Annotated in this window: 17 protein-coding genes; 10 read left to right on the forward strand and 7 right to left on the reverse strand. The window is 70.2% G+C overall.

Translation table 11 applies throughout. The annotated features are described in order from the left end of the window. The first annotated feature begins 13 nt into the window (after positions 1-13). Positions 14-601 carry a hypothetical protein gene (locus Q392_RS13925; protein WP_051953456.1) on the forward strand — a complete coding sequence of 196 codons (588 nt, stop codon included), beginning with the start codon at positions 14-16 and terminating at the stop codon, positions 599-601. Positions 602-680: 79 nt separating this feature from the next. Next, on the forward strand, positions 681-3,272 hold the full coding sequence (acnB, locus tag Q392_RS13930; protein ID WP_038208509.1) for a bifunctional aconitate hydratase 2/2-methylisocitrate dehydratase: 2,592 nt from the start codon (positions 681-683) through the stop codon (positions 3,270-3,272). Between the two features lie 102 nt (positions 3,273-3,374). Here acnB and Q392_RS13935 read toward each other — a convergent pair whose 3' ends face one another. Both Q392_RS13935 and Q392_RS13940 read right to left on the reverse strand, forming a co-directional pair. After that, positions 3,375-4,235: an EamA family transporter gene (locus tag Q392_RS13935; protein ID WP_038208512.1), complete on the reverse strand. Its 861-nt coding sequence runs from the start codon at positions 4,233-4,235 to the stop codon at positions 3,375-3,377. After that, on the reverse strand, positions 4,232-4,846 hold the full coding sequence (locus Q392_RS13940) for a nitroreductase family protein (RefSeq protein ID WP_038208515.1): 615 nt from the start codon (positions 4,844-4,846) through the stop codon (positions 4,232-4,234). Before Q392_RS13940 ends, Q392_RS13935 begins: the two co-directional genes overlap by 4 nt. A gap of 103 nt (positions 4,847-4,949) precedes the next feature. Here Q392_RS13940 and Q392_RS13945 point away from each other — a divergent pair, with 103 nt between their 5' ends. Continuing rightward, positions 4,950-5,882 (forward strand): LysR family transcriptional regulator, encoded by a 933-nt coding sequence (locus tag Q392_RS13945; RefSeq protein ID WP_051953457.1) that lies wholly within the window; start codon positions 4,950-4,952, stop codon positions 5,880-5,882. Here Q392_RS13945 and Q392_RS13950 read toward each other — a convergent pair. Beyond that, positions 5,861-7,618 carry an ABC transporter ATP-binding protein/permease gene (locus Q392_RS13950; protein ID WP_038208529.1) on the reverse strand — a complete coding sequence of 586 codons (1,758 nt, stop codon included), beginning with the start codon at positions 7,616-7,618 and terminating at the stop codon, positions 5,861-5,863. The two genes, Q392_RS13945 and Q392_RS13950, sit on opposite strands and share 22 nt — an antisense overlap. A gap of 145 nt (positions 7,619-7,763) precedes the next feature. On the opposite strand from Q392_RS13950, the gene Q392_RS32825 reads away from it, so the two are divergent. After that, positions 7,764-7,901 carry a hypothetical protein gene (locus tag Q392_RS32825; RefSeq protein WP_157007997.1) on the forward strand — a complete coding sequence of 46 codons (138 nt, stop codon included), beginning with the start codon at positions 7,764-7,766 and terminating at the stop codon, positions 7,899-7,901. Positions 7,902-7,909: 8 nt separating this feature from the next. Continuing rightward, positions 7,910-8,344, forward strand: a complete 435-nt coding sequence (locus Q392_RS13955; RefSeq protein WP_038208531.1) for a DUF1810 domain-containing protein — start codon at positions 7,910-7,912, stop codon at positions 8,342-8,344. Here Q392_RS13955 and Q392_RS13960 read toward each other — a convergent pair. Beyond that, the gene (locus Q392_RS13960) at positions 8,284-9,273 is read right to left on the reverse strand and encodes a 5'-nucleotidase (RefSeq protein WP_084217056.1); all 990 of its coding nucleotides are present in this window, start codon (positions 9,271-9,273) and stop codon (positions 8,284-8,286) included. The two genes, Q392_RS13955 and Q392_RS13960, sit on opposite strands and share 61 nt — an antisense overlap. A 122-nt stretch (positions 9,274-9,395) precedes the next feature. Here Q392_RS13960 and Q392_RS13965 point away from each other — a divergent pair, with 122 nt between their 5' ends. Next, entirely contained in the window at positions 9,396-10,346 is a 951-nt protein-coding gene (locus Q392_RS13965; protein WP_038208534.1) for a hypothetical protein, read from the forward strand. A 21-nt stretch (positions 10,347-10,367) separates the two neighbouring features. Beyond that, positions 10,368-11,192, forward strand: coding sequence for an enoyl-CoA hydratase (locus tag Q392_RS13970; RefSeq protein ID WP_245610715.1), 825 nt, complete (start codon positions 10,368-10,370; stop codon positions 11,190-11,192). Positions 11,193-11,228: 36 nt separating this feature from the next. Here Q392_RS13970 and Q392_RS13975 read toward each other — a convergent pair whose 3' ends face one another. Then, positions 11,229-12,116 carry a LysR family transcriptional regulator gene (locus Q392_RS13975; protein ID WP_038208537.1) on the reverse strand — a complete coding sequence of 296 codons (888 nt, stop codon included), beginning with the start codon at positions 12,114-12,116 and terminating at the stop codon, positions 11,229-11,231. Positions 12,117-12,211: 95 nt separating this feature from the next. On the opposite strand from Q392_RS13975, the gene Q392_RS13980 reads away from it, so the two are divergent. Continuing rightward, entirely contained in the window at positions 12,212-12,961 is a 750-nt protein-coding gene (locus Q392_RS13980) for a sulfite exporter TauE/SafE family protein (RefSeq protein ID WP_038208540.1), read from the forward strand. A gap of 58 nt (positions 12,962-13,019) precedes the next feature. Beyond that, the gene (locus Q392_RS13985) at positions 13,020-13,439 is read left to right on the forward strand and encodes a hypothetical protein (protein WP_051953460.1); all 420 of its coding nucleotides are present in this window, start codon (positions 13,020-13,022) and stop codon (positions 13,437-13,439) included. A gap of 27 nt (positions 13,440-13,466) precedes the next feature. On the opposite strand, the gene Q392_RS13990 is transcribed toward Q392_RS13985, so the two are convergent. After that, the gene (locus tag Q392_RS13990) at positions 13,467-13,961 is read right to left on the reverse strand and encodes a hypothetical protein (protein WP_038208552.1); all 495 of its coding nucleotides are present in this window, start codon (positions 13,959-13,961) and stop codon (positions 13,467-13,469) included. Between the two features lie 2 nt (positions 13,962-13,963). Beyond that, a complete protein-coding gene (locus Q392_RS13995; protein WP_157007999.1) occupies positions 13,964-14,437 on the reverse strand; it encodes a hypothetical protein in 474 nt (157 codons plus the stop codon). A gap of 237 nt (positions 14,438-14,674) precedes the next feature. Here Q392_RS13995 and Q392_RS14000 point away from each other — a divergent pair. Then, positions 14,675-14,954: transposase (locus tag Q392_RS14000; protein ID WP_038208614.1), on the forward strand; the 280-nt coding region annotated here is incomplete at its 3' end.

A 14,954-nucleotide genomic window follows, 5' to 3' on the forward strand; every position in this document is an offset into this window, starting at 1 on the left:
CGCACATCACTCCATGAAGACCCCCGCACTCCTGGCCGCACTGGCCCTGGCCCTGACCACCGGCGTGGCCGCCCAGGCCGCCGACACCACCAAGCCGCCCCTGAAGGAGCGGGCCAAGACCACCGTCAAGAAGGCGACGCAGAAGGTCGTGCCCAAGCGCGTCATCAAGAAGGTGGAGGAGAAGCAGCCCATCGCCGTGGACGACGGCCCCTACGCCGACCTGACCGAGGCCGACCTGAAGGTGGCCGAGCAGGTCTTCACCGGCGCGGTGGACTGCGAACTGGGCGCCAACGTGAAGATCGAGCCGGACCCGAAGAAGACCGGCTACTTCCGCCTCATCCACGCCGGCGTCAACTACCGCATGCACCCGGTGGAAAGCCGCACCGGCGCGGTGCGCCTGGAGGATGCCCAGCGCGGCGCCCTGTGGCTGCAGCTGGGCAACAAGTCCATGCTGATGAGCCAGAAGCAGGGCCAGCGCCTGGCCGACGAGTGCAAGGTCGCCAGCCAGGCCGCCTTTGCCGAAGAGATGAAGAAGAACCCGCCCCCTTCGCTGCTCGGCGACGTCGACACGACGACGAGCAAGTCGCCCAAGGGCAAATAGAACCCTCACCCCACGGGCGCGGCGCGCGCCTTGCTTGACCGCCGCCGTCGCCCCTCGATGATCGTCTGGAGAAAAGAAGATGCTGCAAGCCTACCGTGACCATGCTGCCGAGCGCGCCGCGCTGGGCATCCCGCCGCTGCCCCTCGACGCCAAGCAGGTCGCCGAACTGATCGAACTGATCAAGAATCCGCCCGCCGGCGAGGAAGCCTTCCTGCTGGACCTGCTGACGCACCGCGTGCCGCCGGGCGTGGACGATGCGGCCAAGGTCAAGGCCAGCTTCCTGGCGGCCGTGGCGCACGGCGACATCCAGGTCGGCCTGATCTCCAAGGCGAAGGCCACCGAGCTGCTGGGCACCATGGTGGGCGGCTACAACGTGCATCCGCTGATCGAGCTGCTGGACGACGCCGAGGTCGCCGGCGTGGCCGCCGAGGCGCTGAAGAAGACGCTCCTGATGTTCGACTTCTTCAACGACGTCGCGGCCAAGGCCAAGGCCGGCAACGTCAAGGCCAAGGAAGTGATGCAGTCGTGGGCCGACGCCGAGTGGTTCACCTCGCGCCCCGAAGTCCAGAAGAAGATCACCGTCACCGTGTTCAAGGTGCCCGGCGAGACCAACACCGACGACCTCTCGCCCGCGCCCGACGCCTGGAGCCGCCCGGACATCCCGCTGCACTACCTGGCGATGCTCAAGAACACCCGTCCCGACGCGGCCTTCAAGCCCGAGGAGGACGGCAAGCGCGGCCCCATCCAGTTCATCGAGGACCTGAAGAAGAAGGGCCACCTGGTGGCCTACGTGGGCGACGTGGTGGGCACCGGCTCCTCGCGCAAGTCCGCCACCAACAGCGTGATCTGGGCCACCGGCGCCGACATCCCCTTCGTGCCGAACAAGCGCTTCGGCGGCGTCACGCTGGGCGGCAAGATCGCGCCGATCTTCTTCAACACGCAGGAGGACTCCGGCTCGCTGCCGATCGAGGTGGACGTGTCGAAGATGGAGATGGGCGACGTGCTCGACATCTTCCCGTACGAAGGCCGCATCGAGAAGAACGGCGAGAAGATCGCCGACTTCGCGCTCAAGAGCGACGTGCTGCTCGACGAGGTGCGCGCCGGCGGGCGCATCAACCTGATCATCGGCCGCTCGCTCACGGCCAAGGCGCGCGAGGCCCTGGGCCTGCCCGCCTCCACGGCCTTCCGGCTGCCGCAGGCGCCGGCCGAATCCAGGGCCGGTTTCACGCTGGCGCAGAAGATGGTCGGCCGCGCCTGCGGCCTGCCCGAAGGCCAGGGCATCCGTCCCGGCACCTACTGCGAGCCGCGCATGACCACCGTGGGCAGCCAGGACACCACCGGCCCCATGACCCGCGACGAGCTGAAGGACCTGGCCTGCCTGGGCTTCTCCGCCGACATGGTGATGCAGTCCTTCTGCCACACGGCCGCCTACCCCAAGCCGGTGGACGTGAAGACCCACCGCGAGCTGCCGGCCTTCATCAGCAACCGCGGCGGCGTGGCCCTGCGCCCGGGCGACGGCGTGATCCACTCGTGGCTCAACCGCCTGCTGTTGCCCGACACGGTGGGCACCGGCGGCGACTCGCACACCCGCTTCCCGATCGGCATCTCCTTCCCCGCCGGCTCGGGCCTGGTGGCCTTCGGCGCGGCCACCGGCGTGATGCCGCTGGACATGCCCGAATCCGTGCTGGTGCGCTTCAAGGGCGAACTGCAGCCCGGCGTGACGCTGCGCGACCTGGTGCATGCGATTCCGCTGTACGCCATCAAGGCCGGCCTGCTGACGGTGGCCAAGGCCGGCAAGAAGAACATCTTCTCCGGCCGCATCCTCGAGATCGAGGGCCTGCCCGACCTGAAGGTGGAGCAGGCGTTCGAGCTGTCGGACGCCTCGGCCGAGCGCTCGGCCGCCGGCTGCACGATCAAGCTCAACCCCGAGCCGATCAAGGAGTACCTCACCAGCAACGTCGTGCTGATGAAGAACATGATCGCCGACGGCTACCAGGACGCCAAGACGCTGCAGCGCCGCATCGAGAAGGTCGAGGCCTGGCTCGCCAAGCCCGAGCTGCTCGAGGCCGACAAGGACGCCGAGTACGCCGCCGTGATCGAGATCGACCTGGCCGACATCCGGGAGCCGATCGTCTGCTGCCCCAACGACCCGGACGACGCCAAGTTCCTGTCCGAGGTGGCCGGCACGAAGATCGACGAGGCCTTCATCGGCAGCTGCATGACCAACATCGGCCACTTCCGCGCGGCTGCCAAGCTGCTGGGCGGCCAGCGCGACATCCCGGTCAAGCTGTGGGTGGCGCCGCCCACCAAGATGGACCAGAACGAGCTGATCAAGGAAGGCCACTACGCCGCCTTCGGTACCGCCGGCGCGCGCACCGAGATGCCCGGCTGCTCGCTGTGCATGGGCAACCAGGCGCAGGTGCACGAGGGCGCGACGGTGATCTCCACCAGCACCCGCAACTTCCCCAACCGGCTGGGCAAGAACACCAACGTGTTCCTGGGCTCGGCCGAGCTGGCCGCCATCGCCTCGCGCCTGGGCCGGCTGCCCAGCAAGGAGGAGTACCTCAAGGAGATGGGCGTCATCGACGCCGACAAGGCCAGCGTGTACCGCTACATGAACTTCGACCAGATCGAGGAGTACGCGGACGTGGCCAAGGGCGTGGCGGCCTGACGGCTGCCTGATCCGCGGGCCGCATCGACGGCTCGTCGGAACCCCCGCCGGGCGGAAGTCCGGCGGGGGTTCCGTCTTTCCGGGACGTCTGGCGGCCCGCTCTCAGCCCCGCCCCGCGCCGTTGGCGCGCTGCCCGAGCCAGATGCTGCCGATGACCAGCAGCACGCCGGCGGCCTGCGCCACGCTCAGCGCCTGGTTCAGGAACACCCAGCCGAGCAGCACGGCCGTCGTCGGGCTGAGGAAGCCCAGCAGCGACACGGCGGCCGGGTCGATCCGCGAGATGCCGCGGAACATGAGGAAGCAGGTCAGGGCCGCGCCGATCAGCCCGAGCCAGGCCAGGCCGAACAGGTTGCCCGCCGTGGGCACCGGGATGGCCGGATCGAGCGCCCAGGCCACGGGGATCAGCAGGAGCCCGCCGGCGGTCAACTGCCAGGCCGTGAAGGTCAGCAGCGACACCGGCGGCTGCCACTTGCGGGTCAGCACGGTGCCGAAGGCCATCGAGACGGCGCCGGCCAGGCCGGCCGCCACACCCACTGCATCCAGCGACGCCCGCGGCGTCAGCACCAGCAGCGCGACGCCCGCCAGCCCGAGCGCCGCGGCGAGGACGGCCGGCCACCGGAGCCTGCTGCCCAGCAGGGCGGCGGCGATGAAGACGACGATCAGCGGCTGCACCGCCCCGACCGTGGCCGCGACGCCCCCCGGCAGGCGGTAGGCCGAGATGAACAGCATGCTCCAGAAGACCGAGAAATTGAGCGCGCCGAGCACGAAGACGCGCGGCCACCAGCGTCCTGCCGGAAGCTGGCGCACGATCAGGAGCAGCAGCAGGCCGGCGGGCAGGGCCCGCAGCAGCGCCACCGTCATCGGCGGGAAGCCCGGCAGGAACTCGGTGGTGACGATGTAGGTGCTGCCCCAGATGGCGGGCGCGATCGCCGTCAGCAGCAGGTCGGAGGTGCGCGCCTTCATGCCATGTCCAGCACCTCGGCCAGCGGCCGCCGGGGCTTCTGGGGCCAGTTGCCGGGCGCGGCGCGGCCGACCGCGACGAGCATCACCGGCACTTCGTCGTGGGCCAGCCCGAACTCGCGCGCGACGCCGCCGGCGTCGAAGCCCGTCATCGGCCCGCAGGCCAGGCCCAGCGCCTGCGCCGCGAGCATCAGCGTCGCCGCGCCCAGGGTCGCGGAGCGGACCGCCTCGTCCTGCGCCGCGCGCGGATCGCCGTACTGCCCGGCCGCCGCCGCCTGCCAGGCCGAGGGCATGTCGGGCGGCATGAACCCGGCCTCGATGGAGGGCCGCAGCCGCTCGGGCAGGGCGCCCGCGTCGGGCCGCACACCGCAGACGATGAAGGTCGCCGCCGCCGCTTCCACCTTGGGCTGGTTCCAGGCCAGCCTGCGCAGGCGGGCCTTCCCCTCGGGCGAGCGCACGGCGATGAAACGCCAGTTCTGCAGGTGGTAGGCCGTGGGCGCGCGCACGGCCAGGCGCACCAGGCGCTCGATCTCGCCGTCGGAAAGCCGGTGCGAGGCGTCAAACAGGTTGGCGGAGAAGCGCTGCTCGATGAGCGCGATGGTGGGGTGGGTCATGCCTGCCATTCCTGACGATGGGTTGTCGGAATGGAGGTTAAGAAATTCACCGCGAATTGATAATTGCCGATGTTGGAATTGAAAAATTCACCAATAGAAAATAATGGATCGCTTCACCGCACTGACCGTGTTCCGCCACGTGGCGGAGCTGAACAGCTTCGCGCAGGCCGGGCGCCGGCTCGGCCTGTCCGCGCCGGCGATCAGCAAGAACATCGCCGAGCTGGAGGCGCGGCTGGGCGCCCGGCTCATCCATCGCACCACGCGGCGCATGGCGCTGACGGAGGAAGGGCGCATCTACCTGGAGCACGTGGTGCGCGGGCTCGACGCGCTGGCCGAGGCCGACCAGGCGCTGTGTCCGGTCAAGGCCGCGCCGAGCGGCGTGCTGCGCGTCAGCGCACCGATGACCGTGACGCTGACGCGCCTGTCGACGGCGATCCCCGCCTTCCTGGCGCGCCATCCGGCCCTGAGGCTCGACCTCGACCTGGACGACAGGCGCGTGGACATCGTCCGCGAGGGCTTCGACCTCGCGATCCGCGGCAGCGACCACCTGGAGGACTCCAGCCTGGTCGCGCGCCGGCTCGCCGTCATGCCGCACGTGCTGTGCGGCGCGCCGTCGTACTTCGCGGCGCACGGCGTGCCCGCGTCGCCGGCCGAGCTGGGTGCGCATGCCTGCATCCGCTTCAGCCTCTCGGGCCATGCCGACACCTGGGAGTTCCGCCAGGACGGCCGCGTCGAGCGCATCGCCGTCGATGCGCGCTATTCGGTCACGTCGAGCCTGGCGGTGCGCGATGCGCTGCGCGCCGGCCTCGGCCTCAGCCTGATCCCCCGGCCCTATGTCGAGGAAGACCTGGAGACGGGCCGCCTGCAGGCGGCGCTGGAAGACTGGCGCACGGTCGAGACCACGCTCCACGCGGTCTACCCGTCGCGCCAGCACGTGGCGCCGAAGATCCGCGCCTTTCTCGACTTCCTCATCGAGGTGTTCGGGGAATCCGGGCCCGGAGGCGGGCCGCCGGCCTACGACACCTCCACCCGGTAGGCCGCCGCGCTGCCTTCCGGCTCGGGCCGCAGCGTCCAGCGCCGCTGGTGGTGCGCGCCCAGCGTGCGGCGGTGCGCGATCGAGACCAGGCCGCCGCCGGCGCGCCGCACCGCCTCCACCAGCCGCTGGTAGATCGTGGCTTCCGCCTCCTCGTCCAGCGCGCTGGTCGCCTCGTCGGCCAGCAGCCAGGCCGGCCGCTTGAGCAGCACGCGCGCGACGGCCAGGCGCTGGCGCTCGCCGCCGGAGAGCTTCTGGCCCCATGCGTCTTCGCGGTCGAGCTGGTCGGCCAGGTGCGGCAGCAGCGCGTCCTCCAGCGCCTGGCGCAACGCCTCGTCGCCGTACTGCCCGGCCGGCTCGGGATAGGCCAGCGCGTCGCGCAGCCGCCCGTCGGGGAAGTAGGGCTGCTGCGGGATGAACATGGTGTCGGCCGGCAGCGCCACCCGGCCGCGCGCATGCGGCCAGATGCCGGCCAGCGTGCGGAACAGGCTGGACTTGCCGCTGCCCGAGGGGCCGTGCACCAGCACCGTGTCGCCCGGCGCGACGTGCAGCGTCGTCCGGTCCAGCAGGCGCCGGCCGCCGGGCAGGTCGATGGCGATGCCGCGCGCGTCGATGGCGCCCGGCGCGGTGGTGGCCTCGAAGCCCTCGCGCCGGCCCGACTGCGCGGCCAGGCTGTGCTCGAAGCCCGAGAGGCGGTCCGTCGTCGCCTTCCACACCGCCAGCGACATGTAGTTGTCGACCAGCCACGAGAGCGATTCCTGCACGCGGCCGAAGGCCGAGTTGATCTGCATGAGCTGGCCGAGCTGGATGGCGCCGCTGAAGTAGCGCGGCGCGGCCACGATCAGCGGAAAGATGATCGCCGCCTGTCCGAAGAAGCTGCTGAACCAGGTCAGGCTCTTCTGGTTGCGGATCAGGCGCAGGTAGTTGTTCATCACCTCGGTGAAGCGCAGGTCCAGTTGCGGGCGCTCGGCGCGTTCGCCGCCGTCCAGCGCGATCGCCTCGCTGTACTCGCGGATGCGGATCATGTAGTGGCGGAAGTTGGCCTCCAGCATCTGCTGCTGGAAGTTCAGGCGCACCTGCGGCTTGCCGATCCAGTGGGCGATGGCGCTGCCCGCCACGCAGTACAGCACCGCGGCCCAGACCATGTAGCCGGCGATCTCCCAGGTGCCGCCGCCCGGCAGGGGCACCGTCAGCGAGCCGCTCAGGGTCCACAGGATGCCGACGAAGCTGACCAGCGTCACCGCGGCGTTGAGGATGCCCATCGACAGCGTCACCGTGTAGGTGGTGAACAGGTTCAGGTCCTCCTGGATGCGCTGGTCGGGGTTGTCGGGCAGGTCGTCGCTGCCGGCGGTGTAGCGTGCCAGCTCCAGCCGGTAGAAGGCCTTGTCCGCCAGCCAGCGGCCGACATAGTGGTCCGTCATCCACACGCGCCAGCGCAACTGCAGCAACTGCGTCAGGTAGAACTTGTAGACCATGACCACGATGTAGATCAGCGCCAGCCAGCAGAAGCGGCCGATCTGCTGCCAGAACACCACTTGGTCCCTGTTCTGCAGCGCGTCGTAGAACACGCGGTACCACTCGTTGATCTGCACCAGCATGTACACCGCGCCCAGGTTCAGCAGCACGATGGCCGCGAGCAGGCCGCGGGCCTGCCATTTCTCTTCCGAGCGGAAGTAGGGCGCGGTGAGCGCGCCGATGCGGCGCAGGGTGGTGGCCAGGGAGGGCTTGGCGTCGGTCATCGTGGGGCTTTGTGGGCGTGCGGGAAGCCGGCCGCTGCCGGCCGGGCGCGTGGGCGCATCCTAGCGGCGGCCGACGCGCGAAAGCTGAAGCCGGGCTTAGGGCGCCGCGTTGTGCGCGGCCGTTGCCCCGCGTAGGATGGCCCGCATGCGCAGAAGACTACCGAGACACCTGCTGCCGCTGGCGCTGCTGGCGGCCCTGGCCTGGCTGGTGGCCGCCTGCGACGACAAGCCCCGGCCGCCAGGCGCGCCGGTGCCCAAGGCGGCCTCGGCCCCGCCGCACTGAGCCGGGCCATGGCCGAGGCCGGCGATCCCTGGCGGCTGCAGCGCTTCGTCGAAGCGCAGGCGCCGGTGTTCGAGGCCGTGCGCGCCGAACTGGCGGCCGGGCGCAAGCGCACCCACTGGATGTGGTTCGTGTTCCCGCAACTGGCCGGGCTGGGGCACAGCGAGATGGCGCGGCGCTACGCGATCGCTTCGGCCGACGAGGCGCGCGCCTACCTGGCGCACCCGCTGCTCGGGCCGCGGCTGGCCGAGTGCGCGGGCCTCATGCTGCGCACGCCGACGGCCAACGTGCGCGACGTGCTCGGCCCGCCCGACGACCTGAAGTTCCGCTCCTCGATGACGCTGTTCGACGCGGTGGCGCCGAACGGCGCGTACGGCGCGTGCCTTCAGCGCTTCTTCGCGGGCGGGCGCGACGAGGCCACCGTGCGCCTGCTGGCCGGCGGCTGAGCGGGCCGGCGCCGGCTGCTCGCCGCTGCCGCCGCCACGTTGCGCACGCCGCTGGCCACGTGCCCTGCCGGCACGTGCCGCGCGGCCGAGCTGACGTGGCCCGTCTGGTCGTCGAAGAAGAAGTCCGGCTCGAACTCGCGCAGGAAACCGCCCTTGTCCAGCCCGCCGAGGAACATCGCCTCGTCCACGCGGATGTTCCAGCTCATCAGCGTCTGGATCGCGCGGCGGTGCGCCGGCGCGCCGCGCGCCGTGACCAGCGCGGTGCGGATGCGCATGCCGGTGCTGGCCGCCTGCTGCAGCCGGTGCAGCGCGACCAGGAAGGGCTTGAACGGCCCGGCGCCCAGCGGGATCGCGGCCTTGTCCACCTCGTTGGCCTGGAAGGCCTCCAGCCCCTGCGCCTGGAAGACTTGCTCCGCCTCGTCCGAGAACAGCACCGCGTCGCCGTCGAAGGCGATGCGCACCTCGTCGGGGTGCAGGCTGCTGGCCTGCGCCGCCTCGACGTTCACGTGCGCGGCCGGAAAGCCCGCCAGCAGCGCCTCGCGCACGTCCTCCGCGTTGGCCGAGAGGAAGATGTCGGCGTTGAGCGGGTGCAGGTAGCGGAAGGGCGGACGCCCCTGCGTGAACACGCCGCGCTGGATGCGCAGCTCCGCCGCCGCGCCGGAGTTGAAGATGCGCATGCCCGAGGCCGGGTCGTTGCGCGAGAGGATCACCACCTCCACCCGCTGCACGCCGTCGTCGTTGAAGCGCAGCAGCTTGCGCACCAGCGAGTAGGCGATGCCCGGCGCGGCCGGCACGTCCAGCCGCTCGAGCTGCAGGCGCATGTAGGCATCGGGGTCGCCGCCCTCGAACAGGCGGTTCTCCTCCTCCAGATTGAACAGGGCGCGCGAGGAGATCGCGACCACGAGCTTGTCGTCCAGGGTGACGGGCATGGGCAGGCAGGGAAAGGCTGGGCCAGCGCGCATTGTCATGCGGCCGCGGCGCGGGTTGTGATGTTGGCGACAGGCGCGGCGGCCGGGCTTTGCCACCATTGCCGCTTCCCCGGAGACACACCATGACCTCGCCCTTCTCCTCCACCGCACTGCACCTGTGCGGCCCGCTGCGCCAGCCGCGCCAGATGCTGGCCGAGCAGCGCTACGACGGCCACAAGTCCATCCACGACGACGCCATGGCCGAGGGCCTGGGCCTGCGCGCCGGGCCCATCGAGGGGCCCACGCACTTCAGCCAGTTCGATCCGCTGCTGTTCCACCTCTTCGGCCGCGCCTGGTTCGAGACCGGCTGCATTAGCGCCCACTACCAGAACATGGTGGTGGAGGGCGAGTCCGTGCGCGCCTTCGTCGAGCCGCCCGCGCCGGGCGCCGCCTTCGTGCGCCTGCACGCCGAGAAGGCCGACGGCACGCCGGTGCTGACCGGCACCGCCTCGGTGGGCGATGCCTCGCCGCATCCGCACGAGCTGCAGCAGCGTATCGCGAAGCTGCGGCCGCCCAAGGGGCTGGTCATCAACCGCGACCTGAAGGTGGGCCAGCGCGGCGCGGTGGTCGAGAAGATCCGCATGGGCTACGACCAGCACATGGGCGACCACTACCCCTTCACCCTCGCCGACAAGCTCGAGGCCATCACGGAGCCCTGCGACTGGTACACGCCCGAGGGCGGCAAGGCCTCGCCCTGGGGCCGGCCGATCATCCCGACCGAGATGATCAGCGTGCTGCTCGGCTCCACCATCGCCGACGCGCAGCTCGGCGGCCGCAAGCCGGCGGTGGGCCTGTTCGCCGGGCAGGAGATCCGCCTGATCCGGGGCCCGCTCTTCGTCGACCAGGACTACGAGCTGGAGCGCGAGATCATCGCGCTCTCCGAGAGCGCGCGCACCGAGTCCGTGTGGGTGCGCACGAAGGTCTACGAGAGCCCCACGCGCACGCTGGTGGCCGAGATGATCCTCAACGGCGCGACCATGAAGGCCTCCTACCCGGACTACGAGGCCGAGGCGAAGCAACTCGGCCTGGCCTGAACGCCCCAGGAGAAAGAACGGATGGCAGACATGCTCGACACCGGCACCCCCGACCTGCTGGCGCGCCTCGACGACGGCGTGCTCACCCTCACCCTGAACCGCCCCGAGGCGCGCAATGCCATGACGCGCGCGATGAACGAGGCGCTGGCGCGCCAGCTCGCCGAGGCCGAACTCGATCCGGCCGTGCGCTGCGTCGTGCTCACCGGCGCGGGCAGCGGCTTCTGCGCCGGCGGCGACGTCAAGGGCATGGCCGCGGCCGGCGACGGCACCGTGGGCGCGCTCACCATCGACGAGGCCATCCATCGCCAGCGCGTCAACCAGCGCGCCACGGCCGGCAGGCTGTACCGCATGCCCAAGCCCACCATCGCCGCCCTGCCGGGCGCCGCGGCCGGCGCCGGCCTGGCGCTCGCGCTGGCCTGCGACCTGCGCGTGATGGCCAGCAGCGCGATCATGACCACCGCTTTCGCGCGCGTCGGCTTCTCGGGCGACTACGGCGGCAGCTACTTCCTCACCCGCCTCGTCGGCGCGGCCAAGGCGCGCGAGCTGTACTTCTTGAGCGAGCGCGTGACGGCCGACGAGGCGCTGCGCCTGGGCCTGGCCAACTGGGTCTGCACGCCGGAGGAACTGGCCGAGCGCACCGAGGCCGTCGCCCGTCGCCTCGCCGCCGGCCCCACCGTCGCCTACCGCTACATGAAGGAGAACCTGAACCGCGCGGTGAACGGCGAACTGGACGACTGCCTGGACCTGGAAGCCACCCACCACATCCACTGCGGCCAGACCGAGGACCACCGCGAGGCGGCGCGCGCCTTCGTCGAGAAGCGCGAGCCGGTGTTCAAGGGGCGGTGAGGCGGCGGAGCCTGTCCGGCCGGACGCTCCGAGCCGTCAGGCCTCGACGCCGATGTGCGTCAGCAGGCTGCGCATCGGCGGCGACAACCGCTTCCAGTCCTGGTAGCAGGCGCACAGCCGCCGCTGCGCCCAGCGCTCCTGCATGCCGAGCACCTCGAATCCATGGCGGCGCCGAAGCCTGCGGGCGGTGGCGCGGGGGATCACGCCGACGCCCACCCCGTGCGCGACCATCGTGCACAGGCCGTCGAAGGTGAGCATCCGGACGCGCACGTCCAGGCTGCCGCCCAGGCGGCGGGCATGCTCCTCGAGGTGGTCGTGCAGCGCGCTGCCCGGCGCCGACGCGACCCAGGGCTCGCGCAGCGCGTCCGCGAAGCTGGTCGACGTGCCCTTCGCCAGCCGATGCCCCGGCGGAACGATCAGCACCAGGTGATCGGCCGCGACGGGCCTGACTTGCAGGCCGCAGGTGTCCACAGCGTCCGAGACGATGCCCGCCTCGGCCAGGCCGGCCGCGACGGTGCGGACGATCCCGCTGCTCGTGCGCTCCCTCAGTTGCACGTCCACCCGGGGATGGCGCCCCAGCCAGGGGGCCAGCCGGCCGGGCAGGAATTCGGTGAGCGCGGCCGTGTTGGCCAGCAACTGCAGGCTGCCGCGGCGGCCTCGCGCGAAGTCCTGCAGTTCCTGCTCGAGCAGTTCCCTCTGGCGGAGCATCTGCCGTGCATGCTGGGCCAGAGCCTCCCCGGCTTCGGTGGTGACCACGCCCCGGTGGCGCCTTTCGAGGAGCCGGACGCCTGCATGCTCCTCGATGCTGCGCAGCCGCTCGCTGGCGGAGGCCAGCGCGAGATGCGCCGCCTGCGCGCCGGCGGTGATGCTGCCGGCCTCCACGATCGACAGGAAAAGCCGCAGGTCCGAGAGATCGAGTCGCATGGGGGAAAGGCGCCGGTTCAGCCTTCGGAACATCCGGAGGCTTGCTGCAAAGTTCCGCATTGTGCGGCAGCGGGCGCGTGCGTCCAATGCGGCGCATGCCCGAAATCTCCCTTGCCTCCTTCGTCGCCCTGAGCGCGACCTTCCTGGCCGCCGGCTGGGTCAAGGGCGTCACCGGCATGGGGCTGCCGACGGTCGCCATGGGCGTGCTGGGCGCGTGGCTGTCGCCGGTCGTGGCGGCCTCCCTGCTGCTCATCCCGTCCTTCGTCACCAACCTGTGGCAGATGCTGGCCGGGCCCGCCGCGCCGCGCCTGTGGCGCCGGCTGTGGCCCATGATGGCGGGCATCGTCCTGGGCACCACGCTGGGGGCCGGCCTGCTGGTCCGTGCCGACGCGGCGTGGTCGGCCGCCGCGCTCGGCACGGCGCTCATCGCCTATGCGTGCTGCGCCCTGGCCATGCCGCGGCTGTCGATCGCGCCGCGCGCCGAACGCTGGCTGTCTCCCGTCGCGGGCGCGCTCACCGGCGGCATCACGGGCGTGACCGGCGTCTTCGTCATCCCGGCCGTTCCCTTCCTGCAGTCGCTGAACCTGGAGAAGGACGAACTGGTGCAGGCGCTGGGCCTGTCGTTCACCGTGTCGACGCTGGCGATGGCGGCGGGGCTGTTGTCACATGGCGCGCTGCGCATGGGCCAACTGGGCCTGTCCGCCTACGCCATCCTGCCTGCGCTGGCGGGGATGTGGCTGGGCCAGCGCGTGCGCCACCGCATTGCGCCGAAGACATTCCGGCTGTGCTTCCTGCTGTTCCTGCTGCTGCTCGGCATCGAACTCGTCTCGCGTCCTTGGCGCTGACGGGCGCCGGCGTGACCCGGCCTCACGACCTATGGCCGTTCCCGACAAGGAGATATCCATGCCTTCCATCCGATCGAACACATCGGCCGCCCGCCGCCTGCTGCGCAGGGGTGCGGTTCTCGGCCTCGCGCTGACGCTCGCCGGCTTCGCCGGCGCCGATGAATCCCTGATCGCCACACCCGAGCAACTGCACCAACTCGCTCTGGAGGCGCGCTCGGCGCGCGACTACCAGGCCATGATGGCCTTCCTGCGCGCGGCAGCGCGGGCAGGCGACGTCGCTTCGCAGGAGCTGCTGGCCACGCTGCTGGTGGCGGGGCCGGCCCTGCACGGCGCCGCCGTTCCGGTCGACCTGTGCGAAGCGTCCCGCTGGGCGCGCAGCGCGCTCGCGCAGGGAAGCTGGCTGGCCAGGCACCAGTTGTTCGTGCTCAGCGGCGCGCGGCAGTCGCAGCCGGCCGCGGCGCGATGCCTTGCGCCGTAGGCGTCGATCAGCCAAACAGTGAGCGCGTCAAGGCTCGCAGGTATCGCCGTTGGGACTGGTCGTCGAGCTTCCAGAGCGCGCCTTGTTGTACTGCATGTACCGTTCAGCACGCTGGCGCGTGTTGGCCGTCATGGCCTCGATCTGCCCTGCCAGCTTGGAGAAGTCCGAGTATTCAGGGAACTGCAGCATGCCGCATTGGGACGATGCGGCCAGACCTTCGCCGGCACGTTGCAAGGCATCCTTGTCGTCAAGGCTGACCACTAGAGTGCGTTGGGTTGCTCTGGCATCCTGCATGAGTGCCTTCGTCTGTACATCGCTGAGCTTGAGCGAATGAATCCACGCTTCGATATCGTCACGCACGCCGTTGCTGTTGGCGTCGGGTCCGGCAAGGTCCGCGGAGCGGTCCAGCTTGGGGTTGGCGCCGCCTTGCTCAAGTGCGGCGATTTGGTCGCGCAGGGTGGGCGGATGGGCGCCAATGTCCTCAGTGCATCCGAATGGGGACATTGCGATGAGCACCGCCATGCTCAGTCTTCGCAAGTGTTACCCCTGGGATTTGTCGTCGAGCTGCCGGATCGAGCTGCGTTGTATTTCATATAGCGCTCGGCACGCTGGCGGGTGTTGGCTGTCATGGCCTCGATCTGCCCTGCCAGTTTGGAGAAGTCCGAGTATTCGGGGAACTGCAGCATGCCGCATCGGGAGGATGCGGCCAAGCCTTCACCGGCACGTTGCAAGGCATCCTTGTCGTCAAGGCTAGCCAGCAGAGTTTGCTGGAGGGTGCGTGCCTTCTGTAGAAGCGCCTTCTTCTGCGATTCCGACAGAGCCTGGGCGGCGATCCACGCCTCGATGTCGTCGCGCACGCCGTTCGCATTGGCGTCAGGGCCGGCAATGTCGGTGGAACGGTCCAGCTTGGGGTAAGCGCCGCTTTGCTCCAAAGGCCGGGTTTGCGCATCTGCAAACCACGGCAAAGCCCCTGCGCTGCACGCCAAGGCGAGAGCCAACGCACTGCTCCGAGCAGCGGATGGTGCACGTATCACGGCTCGCACGTGTCGCCGTCCGGCAATGTGTTCGAGGTTCCAGAAGCCGCCTTGTTGTAGAGCATGTACCTCTCCGCGCGTTGGCGCGTATTGGCGGTCATTGCTTCAATCTGGCCGGCAAGCTTGGAATATTCTCGATAAGGAGAGATGAACCGCCCCGGTTTTCGCGGAGGCTCCCTCGTTTGAGAAGATGGAGCCATCATGAGGAAGTCAGTGAAGTTTTCGCCGGAGGTACGCGAGCGTGCGGTGCGCATGGTGTTCGAGCACCGAGGGGAGCACGAATCGCAGTGGGCGGCGGTCGTATCGATCGCCGGCAAGATCGGCTGCACGGCGCAGACGCTGCTGAACTGGGTGCGTCAGCACGAGCGTGACACGGGCCAGCGCGAAGGCGTGACCACGGCCGAGGCCAATCGCGTCAAGGAACTGGAGCGCGAAGTGCGCGAGCTTCGCCGCGCCAACGAGATCCTCAAGCTGGCCAGCG

The sequence above is a fragment of the Xenophilus azovorans DSM 13620 genome (genome assembly GCF_000745855.1).
In the GTDB taxonomy this organism is placed as follows: Bacteria; Pseudomonadota; Gammaproteobacteria; order Burkholderiales; family Burkholderiaceae_C; genus Xenophilus; species Xenophilus azovorans.

What these genes read in the sequence shown, in the direction of transcription:
- Q392_RS13925 (WP_051953456.1), top strand. Translation starts at nt 14, where the DNA reads ATGAAGACCCCCGCACTCCTGGCCGCACTGGCCCTGGCCCTGACCACC.
- acnB (WP_038208509.1), top strand. Translation starts at nt 681, where the DNA reads ATGCTGCAAGCCTACCGTGACCATGCTGCCGAGCGCGCCGCGCTGGGC.
- Q392_RS13935 (WP_038208512.1), bottom strand. Translation starts at nt 4,235, where the DNA reads ATGAAGGCGCGCACCTCCGACCTGCTGCTGACGGCGATCGCGCCCGCC.
- Q392_RS13940 (WP_038208515.1), bottom strand. Translation starts at nt 4,846, where the DNA reads ATGACCCACCCCACCATCGCGCTCATCGAGCAGCGCTTCTCCGCCAAC.
- Q392_RS13945 (WP_051953457.1), top strand. Translation starts at nt 4,950, where the DNA reads ATGGATCGCTTCACCGCACTGACCGTGTTCCGCCACGTGGCGGAGCTG.
- Q392_RS13950 (WP_038208529.1), bottom strand. Translation starts at nt 7,618, where the DNA reads ATGACCGACGCCAAGCCCTCCCTGGCCACCACCCTGCGCCGCATCGGC.
- Q392_RS32825 (WP_157007997.1), top strand. Translation starts at nt 7,764, where the DNA reads ATGCGCAGAAGACTACCGAGACACCTGCTGCCGCTGGCGCTGCTGGCG.
- Q392_RS13955 (WP_038208531.1), top strand. Translation starts at nt 7,910, where the DNA reads ATGGCCGAGGCCGGCGATCCCTGGCGGCTGCAGCGCTTCGTCGAAGCG.
- Q392_RS13960 (WP_084217056.1), bottom strand. Translation starts at nt 9,273, where the DNA reads ATGCCCGTCACCCTGGACGACAAGCTCGTGGTCGCGATCTCCTCGCGC.
- Q392_RS13965 (WP_038208534.1), top strand. Translation starts at nt 9,396, where the DNA reads ATGACCTCGCCCTTCTCCTCCACCGCACTGCACCTGTGCGGCCCGCTG.
- Q392_RS13970 (WP_245610715.1), top strand. Translation starts at nt 10,368, where the DNA reads ATGGCAGACATGCTCGACACCGGCACCCCCGACCTGCTGGCGCGCCTC.
- Q392_RS13975 (WP_038208537.1), bottom strand. Translation starts at nt 12,116, where the DNA reads ATGCGACTCGATCTCTCGGACCTGCGGCTTTTCCTGTCGATCGTGGAG.
- Q392_RS13980 (WP_038208540.1), top strand. Translation starts at nt 12,212, where the DNA reads ATGCCCGAAATCTCCCTTGCCTCCTTCGTCGCCCTGAGCGCGACCTTC.
- Q392_RS13985 (WP_051953460.1), top strand. Translation starts at nt 13,020, where the DNA reads ATGCCTTCCATCCGATCGAACACATCGGCCGCCCGCCGCCTGCTGCGC.
- Q392_RS13990 (WP_038208552.1), bottom strand. Translation starts at nt 13,961, where the DNA reads ATGGCGGTGCTCATCGCAATGTCCCCATTCGGATGCACTGAGGACATT.